14 protein-coding genes are annotated in these 13,807 nt (G+C 37.3%); 6 read left to right on the top strand and 8 right to left on the bottom strand.

Annotation, left to right across the window (positions count from 1 at the left end):
- Positions 1-7 precede the first annotated feature (7 nt).
- Positions 8-463: a DUF441 domain-containing protein gene (locus tag B4237_RS17055; protein WP_004880012.1), complete on the bottom strand. Its 456-nt coding sequence runs from the start codon at positions 461-463 to the stop codon at positions 8-10.
- Between the two features lie 125 nt (positions 464-588).
- Positions 589-1,026 carry an Rrf2 family transcriptional regulator gene (locus B4237_RS17060; RefSeq protein WP_278596446.1) on the bottom strand — a complete coding sequence of 146 codons (438 nt, stop codon included), beginning with the start codon at positions 1,024-1,026 and terminating at the stop codon, positions 589-591.
- A gap of 105 nt (positions 1,027-1,131) precedes the next feature.
- Here B4237_RS17060 and B4237_RS17065 point away from each other — a divergent pair, with 105 nt between their 5' ends.
- Complete coding sequence (locus B4237_RS17065) at positions 1,132-2,010, top strand: NAD(P)/FAD-dependent oxidoreductase (protein WP_278596445.1); 879 nt, start codon at positions 1,132-1,134, stop codon at positions 2,008-2,010.
- 49 nt (positions 2,011-2,059) lie between these two features.
- Here B4237_RS17065 and B4237_RS17070 read toward each other — a convergent pair whose 3' ends face one another.
- Positions 2,060-2,920, bottom strand: a complete 861-nt coding sequence (locus B4237_RS17070) for a hypothetical protein (RefSeq protein ID WP_061392767.1) — start codon at positions 2,918-2,920, stop codon at positions 2,060-2,062.
- 446 nt (positions 2,921-3,366) lie between these two features.
- Between B4237_RS17070 and B4237_RS17075 the strand changes: the two genes are divergently transcribed.
- Complete coding sequence (locus B4237_RS17075; RefSeq protein ID WP_004880004.1) at positions 3,367-3,927, top strand: TetR/AcrR family transcriptional regulator; 561 nt, start codon at positions 3,367-3,369, stop codon at positions 3,925-3,927.
- 125 nt (positions 3,928-4,052) lie between these two features.
- Here B4237_RS17075 and B4237_RS17080 read toward each other — a convergent pair whose 3' ends face one another.
- On the bottom strand, positions 4,053-4,832 hold the full coding sequence (locus tag B4237_RS17080) for a ferredoxin--NADP reductase (RefSeq protein WP_004880003.1): 780 nt from the start codon (positions 4,830-4,832) through the stop codon (positions 4,053-4,055).
- 118 nt (positions 4,833-4,950) lie between these two features.
- On the opposite strand from B4237_RS17080, the gene tsaA reads away from it, so the two are divergent.
- The gene (gene tsaA, locus B4237_RS17085) at positions 4,951-5,655 is read left to right on the top strand and encodes a tRNA (N6-threonylcarbamoyladenosine(37)-N6)-methyltransferase TrmO (RefSeq protein WP_171054802.1); all 705 of its coding nucleotides are present in this window, start codon (positions 4,951-4,953) and stop codon (positions 5,653-5,655) included.
- 10 nt (positions 5,656-5,665) lie between these two features.
- On the opposite strand, the gene B4237_RS17090 is transcribed toward tsaA, so the two are convergent.
- Entirely contained in the window at positions 5,666-6,928 is a 1,263-nt protein-coding gene (locus tag B4237_RS17090) for an MgtC/SapB family protein (RefSeq protein ID WP_278596444.1), read from the bottom strand.
- 225 nt (positions 6,929-7,153) lie between these two features.
- On the opposite strand from B4237_RS17090, the gene B4237_RS17095 reads away from it, so the two are divergent.
- The gene (locus tag B4237_RS17095) at positions 7,154-8,911 is read left to right on the top strand and encodes a GspE/PulE family protein (RefSeq protein WP_004879999.1); all 1,758 of its coding nucleotides are present in this window, start codon (positions 7,154-7,156) and stop codon (positions 8,909-8,911) included.
- A 132-nt stretch (positions 8,912-9,043) separates the two neighbouring features.
- Here B4237_RS17095 and hemP read toward each other — a convergent pair whose 3' ends face one another.
- Positions 9,044-9,214, bottom strand: coding sequence for a hemin uptake protein HemP (gene hemP, locus B4237_RS17100; RefSeq protein ID WP_004661888.1), 171 nt, complete (start codon positions 9,212-9,214; stop codon positions 9,044-9,046).
- Between the two features lie 177 nt (positions 9,215-9,391).
- On the opposite strand from hemP, the gene B4237_RS17105 reads away from it, so the two are divergent.
- Positions 9,392-10,306: an NUDIX domain-containing protein gene (locus B4237_RS17105; RefSeq protein WP_278596443.1), complete on the top strand. Its 915-nt coding sequence runs from the start codon at positions 9,392-9,394 to the stop codon at positions 10,304-10,306.
- A gap of 1 nt (position 10,307) precedes the next feature.
- On the opposite strand, the gene B4237_RS17110 is transcribed toward B4237_RS17105, so the two are convergent.
- Both B4237_RS17110 and mrcB read right to left on the bottom strand, forming a co-directional pair.
- On the bottom strand, positions 10,308-10,865 hold the full coding sequence (locus tag B4237_RS17110) for a tetratricopeptide repeat protein (RefSeq protein ID WP_023012553.1): 558 nt from the start codon (positions 10,863-10,865) through the stop codon (positions 10,308-10,310).
- 20 nt (positions 10,866-10,885) lie between these two features.
- Entirely contained in the window at positions 10,886-13,297 is a 2,412-nt protein-coding gene (gene mrcB, locus B4237_RS17115; RefSeq protein WP_278596442.1) for a penicillin-binding protein 1B, read from the bottom strand.
- A gap of 234 nt (positions 13,298-13,531) precedes the next feature.
- Here mrcB and B4237_RS17120 point away from each other — a divergent pair.
- Positions 13,532-13,807, top strand: a 276-nt coding sequence (locus B4237_RS17120) for an NAD(+)/NADH kinase (protein ID WP_349679993.1), incomplete at its 3' end; no start/stop codon positions are given.

Genomic DNA, 13,807 nt, shown 5'->3' on the forward strand with positions numbered 1-13,807 from the left:
GCTTAAACTAAGACTTACCAATCAAAACCGATAATATTCCTGCTGCGATGAGAGGGCCAACTGGAACTCCTCGTAGTAGGGCAACGCCTGCAACAGTCCCGATTAATAAACCCGCGACGACATCTGGTTGATTGCTCATGAGCTTCACTCCACGGCCACCCAACCATGCCACTAATAGTCCGACAGCGATCGCGAGAAGTGATTTCCAGCTTACAAAAGATTTTAGAATACTTTCACCGCTTAGTTTGCCACTTGCGATTGGCGATAGTACACCAATGGTCAAAATGATGATGCCGACATTAAGCCCATGTTGCTGTATAAGAGGGAAAAACTGATCAAGAGGTGTAAGTTTCACGAGAATCAAAACACCAGCAGCCACAGTCACGGCTGTATTATGACTAAAGATTCCACAGCCTAAAAGAATCAACAATACAAGTAAGTTAACGTCAAATTGTGAAAACATAGCGGAAGAAATTAAAACAAAGTTGAATTGTATTGTAATTCTCAACTCGATGCAGATAAATTTGGCGAATTTTTACATTGAAAAATATGTTTTGATGAAGTTGGTTTTATCTAGCGTATCTGCAATTACTTAAAAGATTCCTGAGTACAAATCTGATCAAACCCCAATGCCAGATCGGCAAGTGTCGTTGCCTTGAGTTGGGTAAGTAAGATCGTTTGCGCTTGATTCATTGCATCATCTAAAGCTGCATTTACGACTCTTTCAACAGCACAATCTGGATTAACTCTTTCATTGCCCATTGCAAAAATAGTTGGTTCGCCAACCGCATTATAAATATCAAAAAGCGTAATTTTACTGAGGTCTTCAACCAATGACCAACCGCCTTTAGGACCTTTTTCAGAATGAATAAAGCCTGCTTTTTTCAAGCCAGCCATAGTTCTTCGAATCACCACTGGATTGGTAACTAGCATTTGCGCTATTTCATCAGAAGTATAAGTCTTGTTATTTCTTGCCATGTGTAAAAGCACATGTAGCATCCGTGAAAGCTTGCTGTCAGTTCGCATGAGGTAGGATTGTAAAAGTAGGAGTTGTCTTAATGTAACATCAAAAGTTGCAAAATAAAAAGAATAGTATTAACGTAACTTTAAAAGTTACTTATTGGTGTGATTATGATTCATGATGTAGCAATTATTGGTGGAAGCTATGCGGGTTTAGCAGCTGCATTACCTTTGGCTAGAGCGAGACGAAATGTTGTCATTATCGATGCAGGAGAAAGGAGAAATCGCTTTGCCGAATTTTCTCATGGTTTTTTGACTCAAGATGGTACGTCTGCAAGTGAAATTGCGCATATTGGCAAACAGCAATTAATGAAATATGAAACTGTGAATTGGCAGCAAGGCAAAGTAAAGCGAGTTGAAACGAAAGATGAGCATTTCCATGTTTGTATTGATGGCGTTCAATCCTTAACTGCAAAACGCTTGATCATAGCCACAGGTATAAAAGATCAATTACCCGAAATTAAGGGAGCTTCAGAGCGATGGGGAACCAGTATTTTTCATTGTCCATATTGTCATGGTTATGAGTTAAATAACGGAAATATAGGAATTATTGCATCTTCTGAACATTCTATTCATATGTCGATGATGTTAGTTGATTGGGGAAGTGTCACTTTATTTTTAAACGATCAACCTATTGATATGGAAACAGAGCAAACATTGCTAGCTCGTAATATCAATATCGAAAAAAGAAGGATTAAAGAGATTAATGGAGAATGTAATATTGTGTTAGAAGATGATAGCTCGGTTGCTTTAGATGGGGCGTTTGTGAGTACACGATGTCTAATTGATCAAGAGTGGATTGTTCATCTAGGATGTGAGTTAGAACTGAACACTATGGGTGAAATGATTAAAACCAATACATTGAAAGAAACTTCAGTTACTGGTGTTTTTGCTTGTGGAGATGTTGCGCGTTTAGGTGGTTCTGTTTCATTGGCTGTAGGAGATGGAACAATGGCGGGCGTAGCAGCACATAGATCACTATTGTTCTAAATGACAAGGTCACTTCTATATTGAGTATAGAAATGACCTTGATCTAAAACTAAGCCAGTTTTCGGAAAGTTTCATATTGATAAGTTGCAATTTGCTCATCCCAAAACTGTTGCCATAAATCGCAGTATTCCAAACAGATTTGACGAATTGCTGCGTAATCTGATTCGACGCATGCTTGAGCAAGTACAAACCATAAATCATCTTCATGATCATCATCTGCCGCTTCAGCAGTTTCATCATGTGATACGCCGTGTACATAGTAGTAACCGCCATCAACATCAAATCCAACAGCTTTGGTTGCTTGACGTAAAGCAGGGCTAAACAGAATAACTTCTTCTTCTGCTACAGCAAGTAGAGCCGAAACAGCTTGGTAACGATCAAATGAACGTTCTAAATAGTTTCGAACTTGTTGTGCAATAATTGATGGTTGGTAATTATTACGCTCAGATTGCGATAATTCAAAATCATCAAGCACATCTTCAAACAATGGATAGTGCGCATATTGAGGATTACCAGAGTAATAGCCATCTTTGTCTACTGCTGGTCGGAAGCCGAACTCATCTAGAATATTAAGATTTAATAAAAAACGCGGATACATCTTCGAACCTGATAAAAGACGTGGTTCAAGTTGCTTGGTTTGAAATTGTGCCATCAACAACGCATCTGTAAACACTTGTACAATGGCATGTCGATATTCTAAATGAATATGTTTTAAGGTTTCTTTATCAATCAAGCCATCATTTAATAGCTGGATTGCAGGGTGTTTTGAAACAGGGTGATTTGAAATTTCTGCGCGTAATTCTTTCAGAAAATTCAGGTTCTTATTCCATAACGTTTCAGAAATACTATTTTTCATTCCGTCTATAGCTTTCTGTCTAGGGTTGTCAAAATCTTCGAATTTTTTTGGCATAGTCTTCTACTCAATGAATTAATATTATTGCTTTTTCCAATTATATAGTTTCGATTTGCTTTGGTTGCTTATGAATATAACTATTAGATCAACCAAATACCTTTTTATTGGATAATTTAAATATAAAATGATTTTTTTGTGAAATCAATTTATTAAACAATCTGAAAAATTAAAATAAACTTTGTAGATTTAATCTATTTTTAAGAAAAGGTGAGGTAGTTCACTTAATATTTTAATTTTTTAAGAATCGAAAGATTTTTTTACAAATTAGCTTGTTTGTGTGTGACTTTTTGCTTAATTTATATAGGTGTAGATAAGGTATTTTTAGCTATTTTCTGTAATACTCATAAAATAATATGAAGGAACATGGTCGCCAGAATTATCCAGCTTTAACCGTGTCTAAATAATACATTAAGTTGTTTTTAAAATTCTAAAAGGATAATAACATGTCAAAAAAAGAAGATATTATTGAAACGGCTCTTAATCTCTTTAATCGCCATAACTATAGCTCGGTTGGGGTTGATCGAATCATTAGTGAGTCAGGTGTAGCAAAGATGACTTTTTACAAGTATTTCCCTTCAAAGGAAAGCTTGATAGAAGAATGCTTATCACGTCGGAATAAAAGCATCCAAGCTGCAATTGAGTATGAAGTGAGTTTACAAAAAGAAGATGACTATCTTGGCAAAATTAAGGCAGTCTATTTTTGGCACTTAGCATGGTTTAACTCAGATGACTTCCATGGTTGTATGTTTCAAAAAGCCTCATTAGAAATATTACAAACCTATCCTTCTATTATCAAACCGATCGTTGAATATAGGGAGTGGTTAATGGGTTTAGTTGAAGGTTTATTTGAAAAGGCAAAGGTCTATCAACCTCATGTATTAACATCGATGTATATTAATATTTTGGATGGGATGACTGCATATGCAAAAGTGAATAAAGATCATCATCAAATTGAAGAGTGTTGGTATTATATTGAGCGATTAATATCACTCGATGCTGCTTAATTATTAAGTTCACACTTAATAATATATTAAAGCTTTTTAAATTTTAATATTTATTTAAGTGGTTATGAAGTTTTAATTAATAAATAAAAACCGAGGTATAAACCTCGGTTTTTTTATGATAGGTATTATTTTTCAACGAATGCGCGTTCGATTACATAATCACCCATTACACCCATACGTGGTGATTCTACTAAACCATGTTGATCTAATAGTGCTGCAACGTCTTTCAAGAAAGCAGGGCTACCGCAAAGCATCGCACGGTCAGTTTCACGATTGAAACGCGGTAAACCGATTTTTTCAAAAAGTTCACCAGACTCAATAGCTGTCGTTACACGACCTTGAGTATGGAATGGTTCACGAGTAACTGTTGGGTAATAGACTAATTTATCTTTGATACCTAACTCTTGGAAGAATTCATGGTTAGGAAGCTCATTTAGAATTAAGTCTTGGTATGCGAGTTCAGAAACGTAGCGCGTACCGTGTACCATGATTACTTTTTCAAATTTTTCGTAAGTTTCTGGATCACGTAGTAAAGCTAAGAAAGGAGCAAGCCCAGTACCAGAAGATAAAAGGTATAAATTCTTACCTGGTAATAAATCATCGTGTACTAAAGTACCTGTAGGTTTTTTAGAAATAAGGATTTCATCACCCACTTGAACTTTTTGTAAAATAGAAGTTAAAGGACCGTCTTGCACTTTAATAGAGAAGAATTCTAGTTCTTCTTCATAATTCGCACTCGCGATCGAATAAGCACGCATTAAAGGCTTACCATTCACTTCAAGTCCGATCATCACAAACTGACCATTTTTAAAACGTAAGCTTGCGTCGCGTGTAGTTTTAAAACTGAAAAGTGTGTCATTCCAGTGGTGAACATCAGTAATGCGTTCAACGTTAAAAGCAGCCATTAAAGGTCTCGATCACAGTTAAAAGAAACAGATTGCTATTCTAATCTAAAAACATTCTCGATAAACTGAATATATTTAATTGTGTTTATCAGAAAAAGTGATGATTAACTCTGTTGTTATGCCGATCATTGGGTATATGCATTCACCTTATAACGAAAAATTCGGCATACCGAGACAGCCCAACCTAGTCCAAGTCGAGTCCTACATTGATATGATTGAGCCATACAATGATATTTTAGCTTTCGAGGGGATCGAAGAGTTTAGTCATTTATGGTTACTATGGCAGTTCCATGAAAATAAAAATAATGATAACTCTTTGAATCAAATGTCTAAATTTCGTCCTCAAGTACGACCACCACGGCTTGGCGGGAATCAAAAAATAGGTGTTTTTGCAACGCGAAGCATGTATCGACCTTCGCCAATAGGTTTATCTGTTGTGCGATTTTTGCGTGTTGAAAAGCAAGGAAAGACACTTCGGCTGTATGTAACTGGAAGTGATTTATTAAACGGCACGCCTATTTTAGATATCAAACCTTATATTCAATATTCTGATGCAATTGCAGATGCCGTGAGCGGATACGCACAAGATGTGCCTAAACGTAAAAACATTGTTTGGTCAGAATCAGCTCAAATACAGCAATTTGATTTGATAAAAGCTGATGCTTCAATCAAAAAAAAGCTAGAAGAACTGGTTGAAGTTTTATCTTTAGATCCGCGCCCTGCATATCATGACGACGAAGAGCGAGTATATAAGATGAAATTTTCAGAGTGGGATGTAAACTTTAAAATTGTAGATGACCGAATCCTTATTTTAAGCCTTTAATATCGAAGACTTAAATTTCAAACCACAATAGGATAGCCAAAATACCCATATGTACAATTTGTGCTGGAACAAATGCCAGTGCATAACGGTAGCCACCAGTTAGGCCAGCATTGATGCTTTTAGAAATAGAATGTGCGAGTAAGCCAACCATTAAGGCGATCAATAAAGGCATTGATTGAGCTGTCCCTGGTTCACCTTGTACCACAATTGCAGCGATCGCAGCATGTATTTCGAATAGGGATGCGATCACTGTACCCAGTATAAGTCCTGTGCTCCCTAACCATAGGTTAAGTGCATAAATTGCAACTTGGATACCTGATAACGCAAGTGTGATAATCACAGCATTTTTAAAACTAAACATTTTTGAGTCTGTATTAATCACATGATCTATCGTGTCAGATCGGCGCATCAGATACCAAGACCAAATGAACAAAATAACAGTTGCGATCAAAGTCGGTAAGAAAATGAGTTTTAACCATGCAAAACTGATACTTGCAACAATGATTAACATTTGAATGAGTGTTGAAACACAAGACATTAGTGCTGCACCAGCATTAACAATTGGATCAGCATTTTTATTGCGTACTTCCATGCCTAAATTGGCGACTGTTGCGGTACTTGAGACAAAGCCAGAGGCTAAAGATGAAAGTGCCAATGCGTTTTTTGAAGAAAGTAATCTTTTGGCAATATGTGCTAAAGCTTGAACAAAAAGAATAAGGCTCAGTAATTTTAGGATCGTATATGGATTTAATACAGGACCCCAAAAAGCTTGATCAGGAACGAGTGGTAATCCAATTAAAACTAAAGAAAGAAGTAATACACCATCGCGTAGTTCATTTTCACTGATCCATTGATTGGCAATGCCATGTAGAGATTCTTTTGCCATGAGTAAAATAGTTAATAAAACGGCGAGTCCAGCAGCTAATGTGATATTCCAGATGCATACCGCGCCAATAAAGTAAGTCATGATAAAAGCAAGTTCAGTGGTTACACCTGGGTCTTCTTGCTGGTTTTTAAGAGAAGCGATACTCATTGCCCCAACTAAAAGTGCGCCAACAATGCCAATAACAAAATTGAATAGAAAGCACAGCGTTCCTAATAAAGCAGCAATGGCAAAAGTTCTAAAACCTGCAAATGTTTTGCTTTTATGTTTTCCTTTACTTCGTTCACGTTCTAAACCGATAAGTAAACCACACCCTAGAGAGACTGCAAAAATCATGATCAACTGATTAAATGGTGTATCTTGTAGCGATAATGTGATGACATCATTCATATGTAATCTCTTTGATTATTTACTTATTTTAAAATCGGCTAAGGCTTCGAACTTTGTTGGTGATGTTCTATGACTGGATAACAAAAAATTAGTCAAATTTCTGTGATGAGTAATTCGTTATCTATATGTTTTTATAATGCATTTAACGCAAAATAAACAGTAAAAATGATCTAAATTTTTTCAAGAAAACTCTGTTATAGTATAGTGCTTAATTGGGGTATAACAATGACGTTTAACTTTGAAATCGATATATTTTGGTGTTTAGAACAATTACAAAAAGACGGACGTATTACAGAGCGTGATAAGTTGTTAATTCAAACAACACACCGTCAAAAAGATCAGTTGAAATGGCATCCATTACAATGGATTGCGAGTTTTAATCTAAAAGATCAAGTAAATCCTGCTACAAACTTAACACTAAATCGCTTATGCCAATGGCTAGCTGAAAAAGCACAAATTCCTTTATATGTGATTGATCCACTAAAAGCCGACGTAACTGCATTAACCAGCGTTATGTCACAAGAATTTGCTGTACGCAACCATATTTTGGCGGTAGAAGTTCATGCTGAAAAACTTCTGATTGGTACAAGCCAACCGTTTTCTTTGGAATGGAAAAATAACTTAGAACGAAGTTTAGCGCCGAAAAAGATTGAAGCAGTTTTACTGAGCCCAGAACAATTACAGCGTTATTTGGTGGAATATTACCAAGTGAGTCGTGCTGTTAATTCATCACAAAATGCCAATCTTTATGATCGTGAAAATAAAGGGGTTGAGGCATTATTACAATTAGGGGATACACAAAACCCTGATGCAAATGATCAGCATATTGTCAAACTTGTAGATTGGGTGTTGCAATTTGCCTTTGAACAAGGTGCTAGTGATATTCATTTGGAACCAAGAAAAGACAAAGGGAAAGTTCGTTTCCGTATTGATGGTGTATTACATACTATCTATAACATGCCTGCAAATACGCTTACGGCTGTGATTTCGCGTATTAAAATTTTAGGACGTATGAATGTCGCGGAAAAACGTAAACCGCAAGATGGCCGTTTAAAAACAAGAACACCTAAAGGCCAAGAAACAGAATTGCGTCTTTCTACTTTGCCAACAGCGTTTGGTGAAAAGCTTGTAATGCGTATTTTTGACCCTGAAGTGTTAGTACGCAGTTTCCAACAACTTGGGTTTGAAGGTCATTTGTTGCAAAGCTGGCAATCGCTCACTCAGCATAGTCATGGCATCATTTTGGTGACTGGGCCTACGGGTTCAGGTAAGACTACAACTTTATATTCATCGCTAAAACAGTTGGCCACAGAACAAGTCAATGTCTGTACGATTGAAGATCCAATCGAGATGTTGGAGCCGAGTTTTAACCAAATGCAGGTCAATCCAAATATTGAACTTGGTTTTGCAGATGGTGTGCGAGCTTTAATGCGTCAAGACCCTGACATTATTATGGTAGGTGAGATTCGCGACCATGACACAGCGAACATGGCAATTCAAGCAGCATTAACAGGACATTTGGTCTTATCAACCTTGCATACCAATGATGCACCATCAAGTCTTACCCGTTTACATGATCTGGGTGTTCAACCATTTTTAACCGCAGCGACCATTTTAGGTGTGTTAGCACAGCGTCTAGTACGTCGATTATGCCCACACTGTAAGCAAGAAACACAAATGAATGAGCAAGAGTGGGAGCATCTCACCTTTGACTACATCATGGAAATGCCAACGACAATGTATAAAGCTGTAGGCTGTGAGGTTTGTCGTCAAACGGGTTACAAAGGTCGTGTGGGTATCTATGAGTTTATGCCAGTAAGCTTGGAACTAAAATCATTGATTAGTGCAAATGGCACGCTTGATGAGTTGAGAGCGAGAGCGAAGAAAGAAGGCATTGAACCTTTGAGAATTGCTGGTGCGCGTAAAGTCATTGAAGGAGTCACGACTTTAGAAGAAGTATTAAGGATTGTACCTTTAAGTTAATTGTGAGTTAAATGATCGATATGGTTTTCAGATGTGGAAATCATATTGATAAAATTTTAAGCAAAACAAAAAGAGCAGTACGCGCTGACATACTGCTATTCCCACGTTTATTCTTATTCGGTTATTATTATATTACTTCGTTAAAATTAAACGGTTATTTCGAGTTAACCGTAAACGATATTCTTCACCTGCATGCATAATTCTAATTTCACGCCCTAAAGCAAAAAGGTTGTTTGAATGTAGCATTGGTAGCGATTGAGCTGCATCAGTGCTGCGAGTAAATAAGTTAAATGGTGCGTTCATTTGTTATGCTCCGTGGTGTATTTCTTAATGCTTTAAATGATAATCATTATCGAATAGGCCTGTCAACGGAAATTTTTATAATTTACAAAATGATTTATTTATTTCCTAAAATGGCATGGGAAAGATTGTTTTAATTACTTAAAATCAACTGGAAAAGATGAGAGATTTTAGACTGTTATGGCAAAAGCTACAGTTGATGTTGCAATCGCAATTTTATTACACAAATCCAAAGTTTTAGTGGGTTGGAGACAAGTTAATCAGCATCAAGGAAATAAGCACGAATTTCCTGGTGGAAAGGTGGAAAAAGGGGAAACACCTGAACAAGCGTGTAGAAGAGAAATTTATGAGGAGGTTGGAATCGGTTTAAAAGATTGGCATAGATTTGATGTGATATGTCATGAGTATGATGACATTATCGTAAATTTACACTTATTCCATGCTTATGTACCTGATGAATTACTTAACTTAATTCATCAGCCGTGGACATGGTTTAACCGTGATCAACTCGCAGAACTAAACTTTCCAAAAGCAAATGCTGCAATTTTAGATCGTTTGATTTGGTCGCATTTAATAAAAATAAATCATGAATTATCCGCTTTACCACAACAAACAAGTTTATTTTACTGGCGGACAGAACTAACGGATATAAAGCAAATTGAACAACAATTGCTTGGATTAGATGATCAGCAGTTAGCTAAGCTAGTCATTAATTTTGATATATGGCAGCGCTTATTAAATACAGAGTTGAAAGGCAAAATCACAACTATTCATCTAAAACAATCTCAACTTATGAGTTTAATTAAAGGTGATTTAAATATTGGAAAACGTTTTTTAGCTGCATGCCATGATGCGGTATCAATTCAACATGCACATCATTTAGGTTGTGATGCAATCCTGCTTAGCCCTGTAAATGCGACAGCAACACATCCTGATACGAAAGTTTTAGGCTGGGATAATTTCTCTGAATTAGCGCAGAAAAGTGATATTCCAGTTTTTGCACTTGGTGGTGTTGCACCAACAGAAATAGAACAAGCCCAGAAACATCACGCTTATGGGCTTGCGGGAATAAGTCAATTTAATTCAATTGTATAAATTAAAGTGCCTGAATTGCTTTCTTAGCTTCTTGTGCTTTGACTGGATGATTACGTGCTTGACTCGCACGTAATACGATTAACCAAAGTTGTTTTTTCATCGCATTGCTTTGAGCATAGCTTAAACCACGACGTGCTAAGGCTTCTGCATTTGCATATTCCTTATTCTGCTCAGCAATTAAGCCCAGATACAAATAGGTTTCAGAAGCTTGTGGGGCGATGCGTTGTGCTTGAAGTGCATAACGCTCGGCCTCAGTATATTTGCGTTGTTTAAAGGCTGTTTGAGTCTTTTGCATCAAGTTTCTAAAAGCTGGAAGTTGGCTTCCGTCATTAAACTTTTGTTGAACTTTTTGCTCGGGAACAATCACAGGCACATTTTGACGTTTAATTTCTTTTTGCTCATAAGGCGTAATTTTGACGCCGGAAGAAGGTTGTTCAACTTTCTTCTTTTGAGTCTTATTTTGCGTTGAGTGTGTTGGTGGTTTGGTAGTTCTTTCAGGTGCTGCTGTACAGCCAGCAAGAACTAACGCGCCAATAATCAATGTAATTTTCTTCATCATACTAAAAACATCCTTGTAGATTAGTTGTCACCGTTGTAACTACCGCTTGAAATAACGCGGCTTGGAGCTGTGTGATTGTTCAGGTCAGCATCCATTTGGTTTTCACTTTCTCGAATATAGTTAGTGATGCCATCGTTGTGATCATAATCCTGATTTTCATCAGTTTGAGGAATATATGTCGGCTCCACTTCATAATGTGATTGGCCACATACCGTTGCACGACGTGGAACAGTTTGTCTTAATAGTGGAATATACATTGCACCATCACAGCCTTGAGCAGATAAATCACCAGTTGCACTATCAATCCATTGCCACTGAACATTATCTGTTTGACGTAGATTAACTGGTTCTTGGCGTAGTTGCTTCATCACATTAATCCAAACAGGTAAAGCACCTGATGAACCCGTTAAACCTGTCATTTTGTTATCATCTAAGCCTAACCATACAACCGCAAGATTATTACCAGAGTAACCAGCAAACCATGAGTCACGGGTATCATTAGTTGTACCTGATTTACCTGCAAGATTGAGTGTTTCTGGGAGGCTGTTATAGGCAGAGCGACCTGTACCTGAACGCATGACTTGTTGTAAACCATAATTCAGAATATACGCGGCAGCAGGATCAATGGTTTGTTGAACGTTTAAACCATAACGATCAAGTAGGCGACCTTTAGCATCAACAACTGTACGGATCGAGCGTGGCGGATATTTAAAGCCACCCGTTGCAAAGTTGCCGTATACGCTCAGGACTTCCATCGGTGACATATTTACAGCACCAAGGTAAATAGAAGGGTAGGCTGGAATGTCAGAGCTAACACCGAATTGTCGTAATTTATTACTAAATGCGGCAAGACCAAATTCATTCGCCAAACGAACTGTTGATAGGTTATATGAGTTTGCTAGCGCTTGTTGCATTGGAACAACGCCGTGTTCACCGCCACTATAGTTCTTTGGTGTCCAACTCTTATCGCCATCAATAGGAATGTTTACAGCACTATCTTCAATCGGGCTAGCCCATGTATAGCGGCCTGACTCAATCGCATTAAGATAAATAATAGGTTTTAATAATGAACCTACTTGGCGTTTGGCATCTAATGTACGGTTAAAGCCTGTAAAGTCTTGGGTTGAACCAACTGCTGCAATGATTTCACCATTTTCTGGATGTGCTACAAGCACAGCACCTTGTAGGTTCTTTAAGCGAGTAGGATTATTCTTTGCTAAACGCTCAACTGTACTCTTAAATGAGTTTTGAACCTGTGTTTGTGCGATAGGATCAAGTGTTGTAAAAATTCTTAAACCTTGATTGGTAATATCACTTTCTTGATATTCAGTACGTAATTGACGACGAACGATATCTAGGAAATCAGGAAATTTTGCTGGCCCTAAAGTTGGCTTACTTACTACATTTAAAGGACGAGCAATTTCATCTTGGTATTCTGCTTCAGTGAGATAGCCCATCACTAACATGTTATTGAGCACGACATCACGACGTTTTTTTGCTGATTCAGGATTACGCCAAGGATTGTATAAAGAAGGACCTTGAACTAAACCGACCAAAAACGCCTGTTGTGAAACATTTAACTCACGTAAGGGTAAACCAAAATAAAACTGTGAAGCCAAACCGTAGCCATTAATTGAATAGTTACCATTTTGACCGAGATTTACTTCATTTAAATAAGCCTCAAGGATTTCATCTTTGCTGTAGTGCAACTCAATTAACAAAGCCATTAATGCTTCATTCACCTTACGCTTCAATGTTTTTTCAGGTGAGAGATAAAAGTTCTTGACCAACTGCTGAGTTAATGTAGAACCACCTTGACGTCGACCACCTGTGATATTGCTAACTACTGCACGGGCAGTACCACGAATCGAAATACCATGATGATGATAAAAATTACGATCTTCGGTTGAAATTAACGCTTCTATGAGTGTTTTAGGAACTTTGTTTAATTTAATAAGTACACGGTCTTCATTATGCTGAGGATAAATTCCCCCAATCAATAATGGCTCTAAGCGTGCGATCCCAGTATTTGATGGCTTGGTAGAGCGTACATCACTCACTTGACCATCATTGAAAGCAAGTTCTAACACTTGCTCAGGGTCGGTACTATCACCATAGTCAAAACCGCGTGTATGAACATACATCTGGTTGCCTTGAACAACATAGCTACCAGATTTGTCGTAATTCGCTGTGTTTTTGTAGCCGAGTAATTTCAATTCTTGGGTGAAATTATCTTGAGTGATTGGTGCATTCGCATAGATCTCTAAAGGCCGAGCAAATACCTTTGCAGGGATATCCCAACGCTTACCTTCAAACTTGTCCCGAATGATATTATCTAAACGGATCAAATAGATACTAAAGGCAATAAAAACACCGATCACTAAAATTGAAAATAAAAGTGCTAGAAAACCAATACCACGTTCAAACTTCATAGATTTGCGTTAAAACCAAAACAATGGTGGTAATGATGCGATAGCTTGTCAGTAATTTGCAATCATAAAACTGTGAATAAATAGCAACATGCAATAAAAACTTTAAGAATCCGTTGACATTAATCGTATAAAAAAACAACGGATAGACATTTTTATACTTTTTAATCAATCATCAACGCAACATTGATTGTTAATGATATGATAGTCAGGAAACGCAGCGGAGCTGAATTATTCGTGCAAATTTCCCATAAATCCTTTCGAAATATTGGTCTAATTGGGCGACCAGATAAATATTCTGTAGTAGAAACGTTATGTTTAATTCATGATCATTTGATCACTTTAGGCTTAAACCCAGTTTTTGACCAAGAAACGGCAAAACTTGTACCTTATAGTCACGGTCAAACAGTAAGTCGTAACTTGCTGGGTGAAGTTGTAGATCTTATGATCGTCGTTGGCGGTGATGGTTCGCTGTTACATGCTGCACGTGCCTTGGTTCGCTACAGTACGCCA

The sequence above is a fragment of the Acinetobacter sp. UBA6526 genome, from assembly GCF_002434875.1.
Classification (GTDB): Bacteria; Pseudomonadota; Gammaproteobacteria; order Pseudomonadales; family Moraxellaceae; genus Acinetobacter; species Acinetobacter venetianus.